General features: G+C 64.8%; 3 protein-coding genes (1 of these 3 cut by a window edge). All 3 read right to left on the minus strand.

The genetic code is table 11. The features are described 5' to 3' along the window. Tightly spaced (each overlapping or abutting the next), the 3 genes in view from J3P96_RS19620 to J3P96_RS19630 form a layout consistent with a single transcriptional unit that may run on beyond the window. Nucleotides 1-3,207 carry a non-ribosomal peptide synthetase gene (locus tag J3P96_RS19620; RefSeq protein WP_434653074.1) on the minus strand — a complete coding sequence of 1,069 codons (3,207 nt, stop codon included), beginning with the start codon at nucleotides 3,205-3,207 and terminating at the stop codon, nucleotides 1-3. After that, entirely contained in the window at nucleotides 3,204-16,793 is a 13,590-nt protein-coding gene (locus J3P96_RS19625; protein ID WP_434653076.1) for a non-ribosomal peptide synthase/polyketide synthase, read from the minus strand. Before J3P96_RS19625 ends, J3P96_RS19620 begins: the two co-directional genes overlap by 4 nt. Further along, nucleotides 16,793-20,577: the 3' end of a non-ribosomal peptide synthase/polyketide synthase gene (locus tag J3P96_RS19630; protein WP_434653078.1), read on the minus strand. Its footprint extends 8,650 nt past the window's final position; 3,785 of the gene's 12,435 nt are visible here — the last part of the coding sequence; its start codon lies beyond the right edge, outside the window — the gene reads right to left on this strand; its stop codon occupies nucleotides 16,793-16,795. The genes J3P96_RS19625 and J3P96_RS19630 overlap by 1 nt, the downstream gene beginning before the upstream one ends.

Consider the following 20,577-nt stretch of genomic DNA (forward strand, 5'->3'; position numbering starts at 1 on the left):
TCAGCGGCCTTGCGCAGCCTTGGCGGCTTGCAGCTGTTGAGCCTGTTCGGTCAGGCGGGCCTTTTCCTCGGGACTCAGCGCTTCCATGCGCAAACGCACCTGAGCGATTTTTTCCAGTTGCCCCGGACTGCCCTCCACCGCTCGCAAGGCCATGGCCAGGGACGCCACGGTCGGATGATCGAAGACCAGCCCAGGATGGATGTCGCACTGCAACAACTTGCGAATGCCGGCCACCAGCTTGATCACCAGCAGCGAATGGCCGCCGGCGGCGAAGAAGTCGCGCTCGATGCCCAATCGTTCAAGCCCAAGCAATTGAGCCATGCGCGCGGCCAGCAGCTGCTCCAGCGCATCGCGGGGCGCGGCATCCTCCTCATCGCTGATCGCGACCGCCAACTGCTGCAGCGCCTTGCGATCGATCTTGCCGTTGGCCAGCCGAGGGAAACGTTCGATCAGTTGCAGCTGCTGCGGCACCATCACGCCGGGCAGGCGCGCGCTCAGTTCGGCGCGCACGGCGTCGAGCACGCCCGAAGACAGGCCTTGCCGGGGCACGACAAATGCCAACAAGCCCTGCTCGCCGGGCAATACCAGCGCTTCGGCCACCTGCGGTACACGTAGTAGCTCGGCCTCGATTTCCGCCAGTTCGATGCGGAACCCGCGCACCTTGACCTGTTGATCGCGGCGACCGTGCAACTGGATCCCACCGTCCGGGCGATAACGCGCCAGGTCGCCAGTGCGGTACAGGCGCTGCGCCGGGTCGAACGGGCTCGGGATGAACGTCTGCTCGTCCGCCTTGGCATTCACGTAACCCCGGCACAACTGCGCACCGCCCAGGTACACCTCGCCCAGCACACCCACCGGCGCCAGGCGCCTGTCAGCGTCCAGCACGTAGACCTGGTTATTGCCCAGCACCTGGGTCAGCGCCGAACAATCATCGGCAGCACCGTCCAGCGCCAACCGATGGATCATCACTCCGACCGTGGCTTCGGTCGGCCCATAGTGGTTGAACACCCGGCAATCGCTGCGCAACCGGGCGATACGCTCGACCAGCGTTGGCGCAATCGGCTCGCCGCCAAGTACCAGGACGTGCGGCAGCGTCGCCTGCTCACTGTCGAGCAACGCCGCGAGGTGCGACGGCACGATTTTCAGGCAGTCGATCTGTTGTTCTCGCAGGAACCCGGCAAAGAGCGCGCCGTCCTGCATCTGTTCATCACTGGCCACATGCAAGGTCGCGCCATTGAACAACGCGCCAAACAGCGCCGTATTGCCCAGGTCCGCCGCCACGGTAGAGCTCAAAGCGACGTGTTTGCACTGGCTCAGCCCCAACGCCTGGCTGGCCTGGGCGGTGTAGTTGAGCAATTGCCGATGCTCGATCGCCACGCCCTTGGGCACGCCGGTGGAGCCTGAGGTGAACAACACATAGGCAATGTCATTGCCCTTGGTCGTGAGGGCCGGCAACGGCGTGCTTGAAGGACGATCAAGCTCGGCGATTGCCAGCGCCTTGAACGGCTGCGCCTGCCAGGCAGGAAAATGCGTTGCATCGGTGAGCAACACAGCGGCGCCGGCCTGCTCCAGCATCAACGCCTGACGGGCCTGGGGCCACTGGATATCCAGCGGCAGATAAGCCGCGCCGATGCGCCAGCTTGCCAGCATCGCGATCACCAGTTCCGCCGAGCGCGGCAAGGCCAAGGCAACAATCGACCCTTCGCCCAGGCCCTGGTCCATGAGGCCCTGGGCGAAGCGCTCGACCTGATCTTTCAGTTGACCGTAGCTCAGCGATTGACCAGCGTCGCTCAGGGCGATGGCGTCCGGCGTCTGCAGCGCCAGCTCGGCGATGCGCTGCGGCAGGTAACGGTTATCCACCAATGCCTGCATCGCCGGGTTGATCGCCCGCAAACGCTGCTCCTCGGTGTCGCCGAGCAAGTTGAGCTGCGCCAGTGGCGTGTGCGCAGCCACGAGGATCGAGGCCAGCAGCACCTCGTATTGTTCGAGCACGCTGCGGACCGCGGCTTGCGAATAACCCGAGCGGGCGTAGCGGAGGTCGACCGCAACCAGTTGTTGGGTGTCGTCCAGTTGAATCTGCAGCAGCAGTTCGAACGCATCCCGCCCAGGCAAGGGCTCAGTCGCCCACGTCAGGCCAGCGCTGCTGCGAACAGAATTTGCCGGGGCAATCGCGAAGCCATAGGCCGGATACGCCGCCTCCGACGCCAGTTCCGGCGTCCAGTATTCCTGCCAGGTGCGATGGGCTTCGAGACGCGTCGCCAGCTCCGCCAGCCACTCGCTGAACGGCGCGTCGGCAGGCAATGGAACGCAAAGCGGCAGGTTTTTTTCGAACACGCCGAAGGCATTGGCGAAGTAGTCATAGTCGCCACGGCTGTCGTGGCGCACGCCGACCAGCGCTTGCTCAAGGCCACCCAGGCGTCCCAGCAGCACCCACCATGCGCCTTGCAGCAACGTCGCCAGCGGTTGGCCGAGCTGCTCGGCCAACCGTTGCAAGGCATCGCGTCGGGCCGGCTCGAAGATCAGCGAAATCTGCGCATCGGCTGTTCCAGCACCAGCACGACGCGCAGCCAGCCATGGCGTGTCGATCGCCGTCTGCAGGCCGTGCAAATGCTGCTGCCAGTAATTTCTTGCAGTGCCGGCATCTTCATCCAGCACCACTTCGCTGCGCCACTCCAGGTACTGGGCAAACTCGCCGGGCGCCTCTTCCTCCGCCACATCGCCGGCGTAAGCCTGCCGTAGCTGTTCAAGCAGCAGGTTCATCGACGGCGCATCCGCGCTGTGGCGGGCGACGCCCAGCAGCAGTTGCCATTGCCGAGACGCCAGACGATAAAGCACCGCCTGGACACTGGCCGATTCGCCGAGCACAAAAGCCCGGCCGAGCGTCTCGCTGATCTGCGCCCGGACTTCCTCGGCCGGTTGTTCGCTGGCTTGTATCGTCAGTGGGAAGCGTCCCGCATGGGCCACCTGACGCAAACCGTGGAAACCGCCGACCTTGGTCAGTCGCGCGAGCAACATCGGCTGCTGCGCCACCAGCGTGTCGAAGGCGACCTGCAATCGCTGCGGGTCGAGATCACCGTCGATGACCACGTTCAGCCAACGCAAGGCCTCGCCGCAGGTCACCGTGCCCGACAGCTGCTCAAGTGCCCGTTGCTGCTCGGGCGTCAGGGCGAAACCCGCTTCCTGCGTGTCCATCGTCACCTCGTTCATGCTCCGCTTTCCTCGGTATTGAATGCGCCACGGACCGATCGCCCGGCGCCCGCTGGACGCTCCAGGCTGGCGTGGTCGTACATATCGCCCATGGCGACGACGATCTTGCGCGGCCCCTCGTACGGGTCGCGGGCGTGGGCCACGAGCATGTTGTCCAAGAGGATCACGTCACCTTTCTGCCAGTCGAAACGCACCGCGCAGGCTTCGTACAACTCACCGATACGCGCCATCACCTCGTCTTCGATCGGCGTGCCGTCGCCGTAGTACACGTGCCGGGGCATGCGCTCCAGGCCGTACATCGACAACAGGTCCTGGCGCACGTCCGGCTCCAGCCAATGGATGTGATGCAGTTGCACCTGGTTGAAGAAGGATTTTTCCCCGGTGATCGGGTGTGTGATGATCGCCGGCCCCGGCGTGCGGGTCTGCAGTTCATCGTTATCGAGCCAGCGCCACTGGATGCCGCCGGCCCGGCAGCGGGCCTCCACTTCAAGGCGATCCTCGGTCTTGAAGAAGTGCTGCCACGACACGTCGAGTTTGTCGGTGAAGGTGCGCACGTACAGCAAACCCTTGTCTTCGAACTTCTCGCGAAGGTCCGTCGGCAGCTTTTCGTACATCAGGCGGCAATCCACCACCGGGGTCGCGCCGCCCACGGGTGCGGCCTGCTCGCAATAGAACATCTGCTTGCGCGGCCAGCGGTCCTGGTGGGAGCTCTCGTTGTGAAACAGGATCATCTTGCGTTCCGGGTACGGCGTGGACCGGTAGGTGTTCTTGCCGCCTTCCTTCTTCGGCAGGTCGCCGTACTGGCCGTACAGCCCCGGCTGGATCGCTTCGGCGAACGCTTCGAAGCCCTGGATACCGTCCAGTTCGAAGCCACGGAAGAGGATGCCGGCGTGCTCGGCCAGCTTCTGCTCGATCAACGGTCGGTTCTGCCGGATCCACTCGATGACGTCCAGGTGCGGCTCGCCAGGCTCCAGCATCAGTGGGAAACGCTGGGGCGCCGCCACCAGCGATTCGCGCACCAACGCCGGACGTGGCCGCGCGGCCGGGGTCGCCGAACGCTTGAGAAACTTGCCCAGTTTGTCGGCCTTGGGCCCCGGGACGTTGGCAGGCGTGGCGGCTGCCGCCACGTTGTCGACTGGCATGCTGATAGCTCCCAATTGAATGTCCTGATCAGCGACGATCTGTTCCAACAGGGCCGTCCAGGCCCGGATCAGGTACTGGATGCGCTCATGTCCGAACAAGCTTGTGGCGAATTGCCAATTACCGCGCAACTGCCCTTCTTCTTCGTCAACGAACAATGCCATGTCGAATTTAGAATGGTTCTGCAGCGCCGGCAGGAACTCGACGCTCAAGCCGGCCATGGAACGCGTGCGCACCGGCACGTTGTTCATCACGAACAACACCTGCAGCAATGGGTTCATGCCCTTGTGTCGCGGCACGCCCGAGGCCTCGACGATCTGGTCGAACGGCAGGTCCTGATGTTCCAGCGCGCCGAGCAGATGGTCCTGGGTCTGTGCCAGGAACCGGCTGAAGACCACATCGGCGGCAAAGTGCGAACGCAACGGCAGGACGTTGACGAAGAAACCGATCAGGCGCTCCAGCTCGGGTTGCTCGCGCCCGGCCACGTCAGCACCGACGACAAGATCCTGCGCGTCGCAGAGGCGATGCAACAACACCTGGAACGACGCCAGCAACGTGCTGTACAGCGTGACGCCGGCCGCGCTCGACACCCGGCGCAACGCCGCGCTCAGCCCGGCAGGCAGCTCGAACTGCAGCGCATCGCCGGCAAAGGAGGCCGTCTGGCCGCGTGGATTGTCCAAAGGCAAATCAAGACGCCCGTGGTAACCGTCGAGCCGCTGCTTCCAATAATCGCCCTGGCGCGCCAGCACGCCTTGGTCTTCCAGCGCCTGCTGCCACAAGGCGAAGTCATGGTATTGGACCTCCAGCGGCGCGAGCGGCATGGGCTCGCCGCGCAGGGACGCTTCGTAGATCTGCACCAGTTCATTGATCAACAGCCCCATCGACCAGCCATCGGAAATGATGTGGTGCATGGCGTACAACAACACGTGTTCGGTCGGCCCCAGGCGCAGGATCCGCCCGCGCAGCAGTGGCGCCTGCTCCAGGTCAATCGGGGTACTGGCGTTGTCCAGGATCGCCTGGGCCACTTGCTCCTGCCGGGCACCGGGCGACAACTGGGACAGATCGACCAGCGGGAAATCCAGCCGGACCTCATCGGCAATCAGCGCCAGCGGATCGCCTTCGTCATCCTGAACATACGCGGTGCGCAGCACGGCGTGACGGCGTGTCACTTCGGCAAAGCTGCTCATCAGCCGCTCGACGGACAACTCGCCGCACAACCGCAGCGCCATGGGCATGCCATAGGCGGAGGTGCCGCCGGCCAGCTGCTCGGCGATCCACAACCGTCGCTGCACCAGCGACAGCGGTGCCGATTGCCGTGGCCCATGGGCCTTGAGTCGGACCTGGCTGGAATCGCCGGCCCGCTCCGCGCCGTCGCCGGTCTCGCTCATCAGTGCCGCCAGTGCCTTGAGTTGCGGATGGTCGAACAGGTCGCGCAGGCTCAGCGGATAACGCGTGAGCTTTCGCAGCCGGGATACGGCCTGCGTCGCCAGCAAGGAGTGACCGCCGCGCTCGAAGAAATGGTCGTTGCGCCCGACCTGTTCCACTTCCAGCACTTCTTGCCAGATGCCGGCGATCCGGTGCTCCAGCTCGTTGGCCGGCGCCTCGTAACCGCCCTGTGAAGATCCGGTTTCGATGCTCGGCAAGGCCTTGCGGTCGAGCTTGCCGTTGGGGGTCAGCGGCAGGTGGTCGAGGAACAGCCAGTGGGCCGGGATCATGTAGTCGGGCAGGTGCGCCTTGAGATTGGCCTTGAGTTGATCGCGCAGAGTATTCGCGTCGGTCGAAGCAACCACGTAAGCCACCAACTGCTGCCCGCCCGGCCCTTCCTGGGCCAGCACGGCGACGTCGCTTACCTCGGCTTGCTGCAACAGCCGCGCCTCGATTTCCCCCAGCTCGATGCGGAAGCCGCGGATCTTCACCTGATGGTCGAGTCGGCCCTGGTATTCGAGCACGCCATCGGCGCGATAGCGGCACAGGTCACCGGTGCGATACAGGCGTTCGCCGGTGGTCGAGAACGGGTTCGGCACGTACTTTTCGGCGGTCATCGCCGCGCGCCCGAGATAACCCCGGGTGATGCCCGCGCCGCTCAGGTACAGCTCCGCCGAGACGCCTTGCGGCACCGGTTGCAGGTTGGCGTCGAGCAGGTAACTGGCGGTGTGCTTGAGCGGGCGACCAATGTTCGCCGTGCCGCCGGCGGTGCGGCGGGTCCAGGTGGAATAGGTGGTGTCTTCCGAGGGGCCGTACAGATCGTAGACATGCTCAACCCCCACACTTACCTGTGGGAGCGAGCCTGCTCGCGAAAGCGCTGGGTCAATCGATGATGGGGTGACTGACGGGACGCCTTCGCGAGCAGGCTCGCTCCCACAGTCGGGAGATCCAAGGTGGGGATGCGAGTACAGGCTGTCCACCAGACTCTGCTTCAGCGGCTCACCGGCCAGATTGATGATGCGCACGCTGTCCGGGATCTCGCCGCTGCGCTGCAACGCGGCGATCGCCGAGGGCACGGTGTTGATCAGGCGTACCTGATCGCGGGCCGGCAGGTGCGGCAGTTCCAGGGCGTTGCGGGCGATGATCAGCGAACCGCCGTTGGCAAGGGTGACAAACAGCTCCCACACCGACAGGTCGAAGCACACCGAGGTTGAAGCGAGTACGCCCTGGATGTCGTCGCGGCTGTAGACGGTTGTGGACCAGTCGATCAGCGCCAGCACGTTGCGATGGGCGATGGCCACGCCCTTGGGTTTGCCGGTGGAACCGGAGGTGTAGATGACGTAGGCCAGGTTGTCTGGGGTGACCGTTGTGCCCGGTGCGTTAAAGGGATATGAGCTCAACTCAATCCGGTCCAGCATCAGCACTTCGGTCCCCGCCGGAACCGTCAGCGTCTGCGCCACCGCCTGCTCGGTCAGCAACACCCGCGCACGGCTGTCCTCAAGCATGTAGGCCACGCGCTCGGCCGGGTAATCCGGGTCCAGCGGCACGTACGCGCCACCGGCCTTGAGCACCGCCAGCAAGGCGATCAGCAATTGCTCGGACCGCGGCATCGCCACGCCTACCCGCACCTCCGGACCGACGCCCAGTTCGATGAGTTTGTGGGCCAGACGATTGGCGCGGCCGTCCAGTTCGCTGTAGCTCAGGCGCGTGTTGGCAAAAGTCACTGCTAGGGCATCCGGCGAAGCGTCGGCCTGATGCGCAATGACCTCATGAATGCACAGGTCTTGTTCGAACGGCGCATCGACCGGGTTCCAGTCATGGGTCAAACGCTGATGCTCATCGAATTCCAGCATCGACAGTTCACCCAGGCAGCGCTCGCCATTGGCGCTCATCTGCCCGAGCAACTGCGCCAGATGCGCCGCCAGCTGCTCAACCGTATCCGGCGCAAAGCTCGCCCGTTGATAACTCATGTGCACCGACAACTGCCGCTCCAACCCCACCAGCAGCGTCAACGGATAGTTGGTCTGCTCCTGAGTCACTGGCGAACCAAAACGTAAACCGTCTGGCGCGCCCTGCTCCAGCGCCTGGGCGATCGGGTAGTTCTCGAACACCAGCAGGCTGTCGAACAGCGCGTCGCCGCCCTGCCCGGCCCAGCGCTGGATGTCCAGCAACGCGGTGTGCTCGAACTCGCGCAAGGCCAGGTTCTGCGCCTGCACCGCTTGCAGCCAGCTGTCCAAGGTCTGCTCGGCCCGAGGGCTGGCGATCACTGGCAAGGTGTTGATGAACAGACCGATCTGCTGCTCGATGCCGGGCAAGTCCGCCGGACGCCCGGCCACGGTCGCCCCGAAGGCCACCGTTTCTCGACCGGTGTAGCGCTGCAACAGCAGCAGCCACGCCGCTTGCACCAGTGTGTTGACGGTGACTTTCGAGGCGCGGGCGAAAGCTTCCAGGCGACGGGTCGACGCTTCGTCCAGCACGTGGATATGATCGCCGTAACCACTGCCCATGTCGGCCGGTTTGGCCACCGCATCGGCCAATCGTGTCGGCGCCTCCAGCTGTTGCAGCGCCGGTTTCCAGAACGCTTCGCTGGCCGCCGCGTCCTGGCGTTGCAGCCAGGCGATGTAGTCGCGGTAGCGGCTGCCGGACACCGCAACGGATTGACCGCTGTAGCGTTGCAGCACTTCGCCGAGCAATTGCGAATTGCTCCAGCCGTCCATCAGGATGTGATGGCTGGTGTAGATCAAGTGATAACGCTCCTGCGCCACGCGCACCATCACCAACCGCAACAACGGCGCCGCATCCAGGGCAAAACCTTGCTCGCGCTGGGCCGTTGCGAGGGCGTTCAGGTGCTCAGGCAGGTCAGCCTGCGTACGTGCGTCATGCAACTGCAACGCGACCTCTACGCGCTTGTGCACCACCTGCACTGCACGCTTGAAATCACCCTCCCAGACAAAACCGCTGCGCAGCACGTCGTGGGCGTCGGTCGCCGCTTGCCAGGCCTGGCGGAAGCGCTCGACGTCCAGCCCTTCGACATCCACGCGCACCTGGTTGATGTAGTGGCCGGCCTGCTGCTCGTATAACGTGTGGAACAGCATGCCCTGCTGCATCGGTGACAGCGGATAGATGTCCTCCACGTCGCGCGCCACCAGCGGCAAGGCGTCCAACTGTTGCTGTTGCAATCCGGCCAGGGGGAAGTCCGACGGCGTGAACCCGTGGTGCCGCGGCTCGCAACAGTGGTCGATCAATGCCTGCAATTCCCCAGCGTAATCCTCGGCCAGCGCCTGGATCGTCGCTTCATCGAACATTTGCGAGCTGAACGTCCAGTCGATGCTCAACTCGCCGGCATAGACGCTGCCGTTGAGCGTCAGCCAGTTGTCCAGCGGCGCCAACGGACTCTGCGCCGCGCCCGCCGATTCGCTGGCCGGGACAAACAGGCCGTCGGCGTCGTCGGCAAAGCCGCTGTCGAACTGGCCCAGGTAGTTGAATGTGATGCGCGGCACCGGCAGCGCCGCGAGGGTGCGCCGCGTCGGTTCATCGCCCAGGTAACGCAACACGCCGAAGCCGAGCCCTTTGTCTGGGATCGCCCGCAGTTGCTCCTTGATGACCTTGATCGAACTTTCCATGGTCGCCGTCGGGGCCAGGCGCACCGGGAACAGGCTGGTGAACCAACCGACGCTGCGGCTCAGGTCGACATCCTCGAACAGCGCCTCACGGCCATGGCCCTCCAGCTGAATCAAGGTCGAGGCCTGGGAAGTCCAACGGCCGATCACCCGGGCCAGCGCGGTCAACAGCAGATCGTTGACCTGGGTGCGATAAGCCGCCGGCGCTTGCTGCAGCAGGCGTCGCGTCTGGTCCTTGTCCAGCCGCGTCTGGACCTGGGCCGCGTGGCACCTGCGCAAATCGCCCCCTGGGCGGTCGCAAGGCAAGTCATGACCGGCGCCTTGCAGTTGCTCTTGCCAATACTTCAGCTGGGACTGCAACGTCGCGCTGCCGGCATGCGCCTGCAACCGTTGCGCCCAGGTCTGCGCAGCCGTGGTCTTGGCCGGCAACGCTGGCGTCTGGCCGGCCTGCAACTGCTCGTACGCCTGTTGCAGGTCTTCCAGCAGTACACGCCAGGACACGCCGTCCACCACCAAGTGATGGATCACCAGCAGCAGTCGCTGGCTGCCGTCGGCCAGGCTCGCCAGCACTCCGCGCAGCAGCGCGCCATCTTGCAGGTCGAGGCTGCGTTGGGCTTGTTCGGCCAGGCGTTCAAGGGCCGGCGCATCGGCCACCTCGGCGGTCCACAACAGCGGCGAGCGCTGCCAGAGCGTGCGCTGTTCGGCCAAGGTATTGTGGCGAGCGGTCCAGGTGCCTGCCTCGCAGACGAAGGCCAGGTGCAACGCATCGTGATGCTCGACCAGGGCCTGCAACGCCTGCTCCAGATGTGCGGCATCCACGGCGCGCAAGCTCTTGAGCAACACCGACTGGTTCCAATGATGAGGCTCGGCCATGGCCTGTTCGAAGAACAACTGCTGGAACGGCAGCAATACCGTCTGCCCGACCACCGGGCCCTGATCGATGACCGGCCCGTTGTCTCCGGTCGTTGCCACCCCGGCGAGGCCCTGGATGGTCTGGTGCAGGAACAGGTCCTTGGGACTGAAATGAATCCCGGCCTGACGGGCGCGACTCACCACCTGGATGGAAATGATCGAATCGCCGCCCAGCTCGAAGAAATTGTCGGTCTGCCCTATGCGTTCGCGCCCGAGCACGCTTTGCCAGATCGCGGCCAAAGTGTTTTCCACGGCGGTGACCGGGGCACTGTAGCTCTTCGGGCTGGCGCTCGGATCGGCCTTCGGCAGAGCCTTGCGCTCAAGCTTGCCGTTGGGGCTGACCGGCATGTTCTCCAGCCACACCCAGTGTTGCGGCACCATGTAGTCGGGCAAGGACTGGCTCAGATGTTCCCTGAGGCGCACTTGCAGCGCCTGGCGGACGGCGTCATCGGCGATCAGCAGCTCGGCGCGCGCCGGCACCACGTAGGCCACCAGCAACGTGCCGTCCTGGGCCAGGACCACGGTTTCGCGTACCGCCTCGTGTTCGGCCAGACGCGCTTCGATTTCGCCCAACTCGATGCGCAAGCCACGGATTTTCACCTGATGGTCCATTCGGCCGGCGTATTCGATCACGCCATCGGCCCGATAACGCGCCAGGTCGCCGGTGCGATACAAGCGCTGACCAGCGCCGAACGGCGCGGTGACGAACCGTTCGGCGGTCAACGCCGCGCGCCGATGGTAACCGCGCGCCAGCCCTTCGCCCGCCAGGTACAGCTCGCCGATCACCCCGACGGGCACCGGCGACAGCTCATCGTCGAGAATGTAGGTGCCGAGGTTGGCGATCGGCTGTCCGATCGGCACGCTGTCGCGGCCCTCCTCGACGCAGGTCCAGTGGGTCACGTCGATGGCCGCCTCGGTCGGGCCGTAGAGGTTGTACAGGCTGGCGTTCGTCAGTTTGGCGAACACCTGCTGCTGGGCATCCACCGGCAGCGCTTCACCGCTGCAGACAATCCGCTTGAGGCTGGTGCATTCGGCTACCCGCGGGTCCTGCACGAACGCCTGGAGCATCGACGGTACAAAGTGCAGCGTGGTGATGCGCTGCGCGGTGATCAGCTCGATCAGTTGCGCCGGGTCGCGATGGGCCCCCGGCGCGGCCACCACCAGCGTCGAGCCGGTCAGCAGCGGCCAGAAGAATTCCCACACCGACACGTCGAAACTGAACGGCGTTTTCTGCAACACACTGTCAGTCGCATCGAGGCCATAGGCCTGCTGCATCCAGCACAAGCGGTTGACCAGGGCGCAATGGCGATTGCCCGCACCCTTGGGCTTGCCGGTGGAACCGGAGGTGTAGATGACATAGGCCAGGTTTTCGCCGTGAACCTTGACGTCGGGATTTTCCTCACGACGGGCATGCGACTCCTCAGCGGGCAGGTCCAGTAGCAGACTGCGCAGTCCTTGCGGAATCGGCAAAGCATCAAGCAGGTGTTGCTGGGTCAGCAGCAGACCGATGCCGCTGTCTTCGAACATATAGGCCAGGCGATCCTGCGGGTACTCAGGGTCCAACGGCACGTAGGCGCCACCGGCCTTGAGGATCGCCAACAGCCCGAGCACCATCTCCACCGAACGTTCCACGGCGATGCCCACCAGCACATCGGGGCCGACGCCCAGGTCGATCAAGCGATGGGCCAGGCGGTTGGCCCGGGCGTTGAGTTCGCGGTAGCTCAGGCGCTGCCCGCCAAAAACCAATGCAGGCGCATCCGGGGTCCGGCCCACCTGCTCCTCGATCAGCGCCTGGACGCTGCGGTCAAGCGGGTATTGCCGCGCCGTCGCGTTCCAGTCGATGAGCATGTGCCGACGCTCATCCTCGTCCAGCAGCGACCATTGCGCCACCGGGCGGTGCAGGTCTTGCACCAGGCTGCGCAACAGGTTGAGCCAATGCCCGGCCATGCGTTCGATAGTCGCCGGCTCGAACAGGTCGGTGGCGTAGGTCAGGGCAGCGTGCAGGCCCTGGGGACTTTCGACGGTGTCCAGGCTCAGGTCGAATTGCGCGGTGCGCTGCGCCCAGCCTACGGGTTCGACGTCGAGCCCCGGCAAGGCCTTGGCAAACACCGAGGCGGTTTCGTTGCGGTGGTTGAACATCGCCTGGAACAGCGGGCTGTGGCTCAGGTTGCGCTGCGGCTGCAGGGCATCCACCAGTTGCTCGAAGGGCAGGTCCTGGTGCATCTGCGCGGCCATGGCCGTCTGCTTGAGCTGTTGCAGCAAAGCGGCGCCGGTCAGGTCGCCGGGGAATTCGCTGCGCAGGACCTGGGTGTTGACGAAGAACCCGATCAGCCGCTCGGTTTCCAGCCGCTGGCGGTTGGCGATCGGCACGCCGACGCGGATGTCGGCCTGGCCACTGTAGCGATGCAGCAATGCCTGGAACGAGCCGAGCAACAGCACGAACAGGGTGACGTTTTCTTGCCGGGCCAGGGCCTTGAGGTCATCGCTCAAGGCGCGATCCAGCACGATCGGCAGGCGTGCCCCGCGCAGGCTTTGTTGCGCTGGGCGCGGGTGGTCGGTGGGCAGTTCCAGCAGCGGCTGTTCGCCGCCCAGTTGCGCCGACCAGTAGGCCAGTTGGCGGTCGCGTTCACCGGCCGCCATCCATTGCCGCTGCCAGACCGCGTAGTCGGCGTATTGCACCGCCAAGGGCGGCAGCTGTGCCGGTTGACCCTGGATGAAAGCCGAGTACAGGCTCATCAGGTCATCGACCATCACCTGCAACGACCAGCCGTCGGAGACGATGTGATGCAGCGTCAGCACCAGCAGGTGATCCTCCTCGGCCACTTCCAACAGCGCCACGCGCAGCAGCGCGTCCTTCAGCAGATCGAACGGGCGTTGCGTCTGCTGTTCGAGGAAGGCCTGGATATCAATCCCTTCCAGACGCTGCTCGATATAGTCGACTTCGCCCTGCTCACAAATGACCTGGCCAGTGCGTCCATCCTCTTCCACGAATGCGGTGCGCAAGCTTTCGTGGCGCTGGACCAGTGCGGCAAAGCTCTTGCGCAGCGCGCCCTTGTCCAATGCGCCGCGCATCCGCAACGCGGTCGGTATGTTGTAGGCGGCGCCGTCGGGGTCCATTTTCCAGAGGAACCACTGGCGCTCCTGGGCAAAGGACAACGGCAGCGGCGCGTCGCGAGGCACCGGCGTCATTGCCGGGGCCTGTTCGCCTGTCGTGGTATCGAAGGCGGCGACGAACGCCTGCAACGTGCTGTGTTCGAACAGGCTGCGCAGCGGCACCTCGATGCCGAGCACCCGACGGACCCGCGAGACCACCTGGGTCACCAGCAGCGAATGCCCGCCCAGTTCGAAGAAATTGTCTTCCAGCCCCACGCGTTCAAGCTTGAGCACGTCCTGCCAGATTGCCGCGACCTGTTGCTCGACCTCGCTGCGCGGCGCCACGTAGGCCTGCTGCAAATCGCTGGCCTCGGGCGCCGGCAAGGCCTTGCGATCGATCTTGCCGTTGGGCGTCAGCGGCAGTTGCGCCAGGAACAACAGGTGCGCCGGCACCATGTATTCCGGCAACTGCGCCTTGAGGGCCGCCTTGAGTGCGGTGCGCAACGGCGCGTCCGGCTCCGGCACTGCGCCGCTGGCGGGCACCACGTAGGCAACTAATTGCGCGCCGGTCGGGCCTTCGTGGGCGACCACCACGGTTTCGCGCACGCGGTCCTGGGCCAGCAGCGCGGCTTCGATTTCCCCCAGCTCGATACGCAGGCCGCGGATCTTCACTTGATGGTCGATCCGGCCGAGGTACTCGACCACGCCTTCGGCGCGATAACGGCACAGGTCGCCGGTGCGGTACAGGCGCTCGCCCGTGGCGGAAAACGGGTCCGGCACGAAGCGTTCGGCGGTCAGCGCCGGACGCTGGAAATAACCACGGGCCAGGCCGGCGCCACCGATCAGCAGCTCTCCCGGCGCACCGGGCGGGTTGAGGGTCAGGTCGCTGCCGACGATGTACAGCGCAGTGTTGTCCAGCGGTTTACCGAGGAACGGACGGTCGCGCTCCGGGCTCAGCGGATGCAGCGCCGACCAGATGGTGGTTTCGGTCGGGCCGTAGAGGTTCCAGACGTTCGGCGAAAGCGCCAGCAAGCGCTGCGCCAGTTCCAGCGGCAACGCTTCGCCGCCGCAGAGGAAGGTCCGCCCGGCCAGCAGCGAAGCCTGCTCATGATCGATCAACATACGCCAGCTCGACGGCGTGGCTTGCAGCACGCTGACAGCGTGTTGTTCGATCAGCGCCAGCACCGCTTGCGGGTCCTGGTGCACGTTCTGGCCGGTCAGCACCACGCTGGCCCCGGCTGACAGAGGTCCGTAGATTTCCAGGCCGAAAATATCGAAAGAGAACGTCGTCAATGACAGCATGCGGTCGCCGGGCACGAGACCCGGCTCGGCGATCATGCTGTGGATGAAATTGCTCAGGGCGCCATGGCGCACCATCACGCCCTTGGGCTTGCCGGTGGAACCGGAGGTGTAGATGACGTAGGCCAGGTGTTCGCCAGTCAGCGGCACCACCGGGCAGGTTTGCGGGGCTGCTTGCAGTGCGGCGTCCGGCTGGTCCAGCAACAGAGTCCGAAGACTTGGCGGGATCGGCAAGCGCGCCTGCAAACGGGCCTGGGTCAGCAGCAGTCCGATGCTGCTGTCCTCGATCATGTAGGCCAGGCGATCCTCGGGGTACGCCGGATCCAGCGGCACATAAGCGGCGCCGGCCTTGAGGATTGCCAGCAGGCCGACAATCATCTCGACGCTGCGCTCGACCGCGATGCCCACCAACTGGCCGGGCATCACGCCCAGGTCGATCAGACGATGGGCCAATTGGTTGGCGCGCGCGTCCAGTTGTGCGTAGCTCAGGGCCTGGTCGTCGATGGTCAGCGCCAGCGCCTCGGGGTTGCGGCGCACCTGTTGGGCGATGCGCTGGTGCACGCAAACGGCTTCGTCAGTGTGGTCGGCCATCCTCAGCCATTGCTGCTGCGTGAGTTGCTGTTGCGCCGGGTCGAGCAGCGGCAGTTCGCCGATACGCTGGCGTGGCGCATCGACGATGCCGTGCAGCAGGTTCTGCCAGTGCCCGGCCAGGCGCTCGATGGTCGGCGCGTCGAACAGGTCGGTGGCGTAGGTCAGTTCCGCAGCGATGCCCAGCTCGGTCTCATAGGTGCCCAGGGTCAAGTCGAACTGGGCGGTCCGCCCTTCCCATACCAGATCCTCGACCCGCAGTTGCGGCAGGTGCATCTGCCGGCTTCGAGTGGCATCGGCGTTCTGGTGGTTGAACATGACCTGGAAGATCGGGCTATGGCTGAGGCTGCGCTCCGGTTGCAAGGCTTCGATCAATTGCTCGAATGGCAAGTCCTGATGGGCCTGGGCCGCCATGGCCGACTGCTTGACCTGGGCGAGCAACTGATCAAACGGCAGTTGCCCGTCAACGTCGGCACTGAGTACCTGGGTGTTGACGAAAAAGCCTATCAGCCCTTCGGTCTCGACCCGGTTGCGGTTGGCCGTCGGCACGCCCACGCGGATCTGCGGTTGCCCACTGTAGCGGTGCAGGAGCGCCTGGAACGAGGCCAGCAAGACCATGAACAGGCTGGCGCCTTCACGCTGGGCCAGCTGCTTGAGCGCGGTGGCCAGTTCCGCGCTCAGGTTCAAATCCAGGCGCGCGCCACGAAAGCTCTGCACCGGTGGGCGCGGATGATCGAACGGCAGTTCAAGCACCGGTTGTTCGTCACCGAGGGTCTGGACCCAATAGGCCAATTGCCGCTCACGCTCGCCGGCCTCCAGCCAGTGGCGTTGCCAAATGGCGTAGTCGGCGTATTGCACCGGCAGGTCCGGCAAGGCCAGCGGCTGGCCGCCGATGTCGGCGGCGTAGTGCCGGACCAGTTCATCCACCAGCACCTGCATCGACCAGCCATCGGCAATGATGTGGTGCTGGATGAGCACCAGGACATGGTCGTCTTCGGCAATTTTCAACAGCGAAACCCGCAGCAACGGCCCTTGGCGCAGATCGAACGGACGCGCGGTTTCACCTTCGACGAAGGCCTTGATGCGTTCGTCCTGGCTGGCCGGCGAACCGGCGGGCAACGCCTCGACAGCGATGCTCAGGGGCATATGCGGGTGAATGATTTGCACGGTTTGCTCGCCGTGCTCGGCGAACGTGGTGCGCAAGCTTTCGTGGCGCTCGACCACGGCATTGAAGCTGCGCTCCAGCGCCGGCACGTCCAGTTGCCCTTTGAGGCGCAAGGCGCTGGGGATGTGGTAAGCCGAGCTGTGGCGGTCCATCTGCCAGAGGAACCACTGGCGCTCCTGGGCGTAGGACAGCGGGACATGTTCAAACCCGGAACGCACCTCGGGGATCGGCAGGTTGGCCGGCGAGACGCCCTCTTCCAGCATCTTTTCCAGGTACAGCCGGCGTTTGTCCAGCGGCAGAGTGATAAAGCGCTTGGCAACCCTCAAAGCAACACTCTTGTCCATCAGACTTCCTCCATTTCATCAAGCAGGGCGTCCAGCTTGTTCAGTTTCTGTTCGTTGATCGGCCCGTCGCCGCTGTCGAGTCGGGCGACGAAATCCTTCAGGACGGGGTGCTGGAATAGCAGCTGCGGGGTCAGGCTCAACCCCAGTTCGAGAGCCATGCGCGAAACGGCGGTGACCGCCAGCAACGAGTGGCCGCCCAACTCGAAGAAGTGATCGTGCAGGCCCACGCGCTCGACGGTGAGCACCTGGGCCCAGATCGCTGCGACTTGCTGTTCAAGGTCGCTGACCGGTGCTTCGTAAGCGTTTTGTGAGCGCCCGGCCTCGATGCCCGGCAATGCCTTGCGGTCGAGCTTGCCGTTGGGGGTCAGTGGCAGGTGGTCGAGGAACAGCCAGTGGGCCGGGATCATGTAGTCCGGCAGGTGTGCCCTGATCTGGTCGCGCAGCGTTTTAGCGTCCTGCTGCAGCGCCGGGGCAACCACGTAAGCCACCAACTGCTGCCCGCCCGGCCCTTCCTGGGCCAGCACGGCGACGTCGCTTACCTCGGCTTGCTGCAACAGCTGCGCCTCGATTTCCCCCAGCTCGATGCGGAAGCCGCGGATCTTCACCTGATGGTCGAGTCGGCCCTGGTATTCGAGCACGCCATCGGCGCGATAGCGGCACAGGTCGCCGGTGCGATACAGGCGTTCGCCGGTGGTCGAGAACGGGTTCGGCACGTATTTCTCGGCGGTCATCGCGGCGCGCCCGAGATAACCCCGGGTGATGCCCGCGCCGCTCAGGTACAGCTCCGCCGAGACGCCTTGCGGCACCGGTTGCAGGTTGGCGTCCAGCAGGTAGCTGGCGGTGTGCTTGAGCGCACGGCCGATGTTTGCCGTGCCGCCGGCGGTGCGGCGGGTCCAGGTAGAATAAGTCGTGTCTTCCGAGGGGCCGTACAGGTCATAAACATGCTCAACCCCACCCACCTGTTCACCCAACACCTGTGGGAGCGAGCTTGCTCGCGATGGCGTCCTGGCAATTAGCCCCTCATCGACTGACCCACCGCTATCGCGAGCAAGCTCGCTCCCACAGGTTTGGGGTGTCGGGTAGAGGGCATCCACCAGGCTCTGCTTCAGCGGCTCACCGGCGAGATTGATGATGCGCACGCTGTCCGGGATCTCGCCGCTGCGCTGCAACGCGGCGATCGCCGAGGGCACGGTGTTGATCAGGCGCACCTGATCGCGGGCCGGCAGGTGCGGCAGTTCCAGGGCGTTGCGGGCGATGATCAGCGAGCCGGCGTTGGCGAGGGTGACAAACAGCTCCCACACCGACAGGTCGAAGCACACCGAGGTCGACGCCAGTACGCCCTGAATGTCGTCGCGGCTGTAGACGGTTCTGGACCAGTCGATCAGCGCCAAGACGTTTCGGTGGGCGATGGCCACGCCCTTGGGTTTGCCGGTGGAACCGGAGGTGTAGATGACGTAGGCGAGGTTGTCTGGGGTGACCGTTGTGCCCGGTGCGTTGAAGGGATATGAGCTCAACTCAATCCGGTCCAGCATCAGCACTTCGGTCCCCGCCGGAACCGTCAGCGTCTGCGCCACCGCCTGCTCGGTCAACAACACCCGCGCGCGACTGTCCTCAAGCATGTAGGCCACGCGCTCGGCCGGGTAATCCGGATCCAGCGGCACGTACGCGCCACCAGCCTTGAGCACCGCCAGCAAGGCGATCAGCAACTGCTCGGAACGCGGCATCGCCACGCCGACCCGCACTTCCGGGCCGACGCCCAGTTCGATGAGTTTGTGGGCCAGGCGATTGGCGCGGCCGTCCAGTTCGCTGTAGCTCAGGCGCGTGTTGGCAAAAGTCACTGCCAGGGCATCCGGCGAAGCGTCGGCCTGGCGCGCAATGACTTCATGAATGCACAGGTCCTGTTCGAACGGCGCATCAACCGGGTTCCAGTCATGATGCTCATCGAATTCCAGCATCGACAATTCACCCAGGCAGCGCTCGCCATTGGCGCTCATCTGCCCGAGCAACTGCGCCAGATGCGCCGCCAGCCGTTCAACCGTATCCGGCGCAAAGCTCGCCCGTTGATAACTCATGTGCACCGACAACTGCCGCTCCAACCCCACCAGCAGCGTCAACGGATAGTTGGTCTGCTCCTGAGTCACTGGCGAACCAAAACGCAAACCGTCCGGCGCGCCCTGCTCCAGCGCCTGGGCAATTGGGTAGTTCTCGAACACCAGCAGGTTGTCGAACAGCGCGTCGCCGCCCTGCCCGGCCCAGCGCTGGATGTCCAGCAACGCGGTGTGCTCGAACTCGCGCAAGGCCAGGTTCTGCGCCTGCACCGCTTGCAGCCAGCTGTCCAACGTCTGCTCGGCCCGAGGACTGGCGATCACTGGCAAGGTGTTGATGAACAGACCGATCTGCTGCTCGATGCCGGGCAAATCCGCCGGACGCCCGGCCACGGTTGCGCCGAAAGCCACGGTGGTTTTGCCGGTGTAGCGCTGCAACAGCAGCAGCCACGCCGCTTGCACCAGTGTGTTGACGGTGACTTTCGAGGCGCGGGCGAAGGCTTCCAGGCGACGGGTCGACGCTTCGTCCAGCACGTGGACGTGATCGCCGTAACCACTGCCCATCTCGGCCGGTTTGGCCACCGCATCGGCCAATCGTGTCGGCGTCTCCAGCTGTTGCAGCGCCGGTTTCCAGAACGCTTCGCTGGCCGCCGCGTCCTGGCGTTGCAGCCAGGCGATGTAGTCGCGGTAGCGGCTGCCGGACACGGCGACGGGTTGACCGCTGTAGCGTTGCAGCACTTCGCCGAGCAACTGCGAATTGCTCCAGCCGTCCATGAGGATGTGGTGGTGACTGTAGATCAGGTGATAACGCTGTTCGTCGAGGCGCACGATCATCAGGCGTATCAGCGCCGGCGCTCTCAGGTCCAGTTGCTCGCGTTCGGCATCGGCCAGGGCCTGCAAGGCCTGGTCAGGCAACGGATCGCTGCGCAGATCCTGCACGCTGTAAGGCAGCTCCAGGTATTTGCTGACCACCTGCACCGGCGCCGGCAGATCCCCTTGCCAGACAAACCGCGTGCGCAGGATGTCGTGGGCATCCACCGCCGCTTGCCAGGCTTGGCGGAAACGCTGCGGGTCCAGCCCTTCCACGTCCAGGCGCAATTGGTTGATGTAGTCACCGGTGGCGTCGCCATACACGCCGTGGAACAGCATGCCTTGCTGCATCGGCGACAACGGATACAGGTCGACGATCTGCGCCATCGGCAGCGCCAGCCCGTCCAGTTGCTGCTGGCTCAGGCTCGCCAGCGGGAAGTCCGATGGCGTCACGCCGTGATGTCCGCCCTGGCAGCAATGCTCGATGAGCTGCTGCAACTCAAGCGCATACTCGTCGGCCAAGGCCTGGATGGTCGCCTCGTTGAACTGCTCGCGGCTGAAGGTCCAGCCCAGGTTCAGTTCGCCATTGAACACCTGGCCGTTCAACGCCAGCACATTCGACAACGGTGCTTCAGCGTCCAGCTCATCGCCGGCCGCTTCGTTGGCCGGCACGAACAAGGCGCCGTCGGCTGCATCGAAGCTGGCGTCGAACTGGCCCAGGTAGTTGAAGGTCACGCCTGGCGTCGGCAGCCGCGCCAGACTTGCCCGCGTAGCGTCATCCGCCAGATGCGCCAAGGCACCAAAACCGAGGCCTTTGTCCGGGATCGCCCGCAGTTGTTCCTTGATCTGCTTGAGGCTATCCCCAAGATCGGCCTGCGGCGTGAGTCGGGCCGGGTACAGGCTGGTAAACCAGCCGACGGTGCGGGTCA

It is taken from the genome of Pseudomonas sp. R3-56 (assembly GCF_051132075.1).
Classification (GTDB): domain Bacteria; phylum Pseudomonadota; class Gammaproteobacteria; order Pseudomonadales; family Pseudomonadaceae; genus Aquipseudomonas.

Bases quoted from the DNA above. Each gene is read 5' to 3' on its own strand.
- J3P96_RS19620 (WP_434653074.1), bottom strand. From the start codon at position 3,207: ATGAACGAGGTGACGATGGACACGCAGGAAGCGGGTTTCGCCCTGACG.
- J3P96_RS19625 (WP_434653076.1), bottom strand. From the start codon at position 16,793: ATGGACAAGAGTGTTGCTTTGAGGGTTGCCAAGCGCTTTATCACTCTG.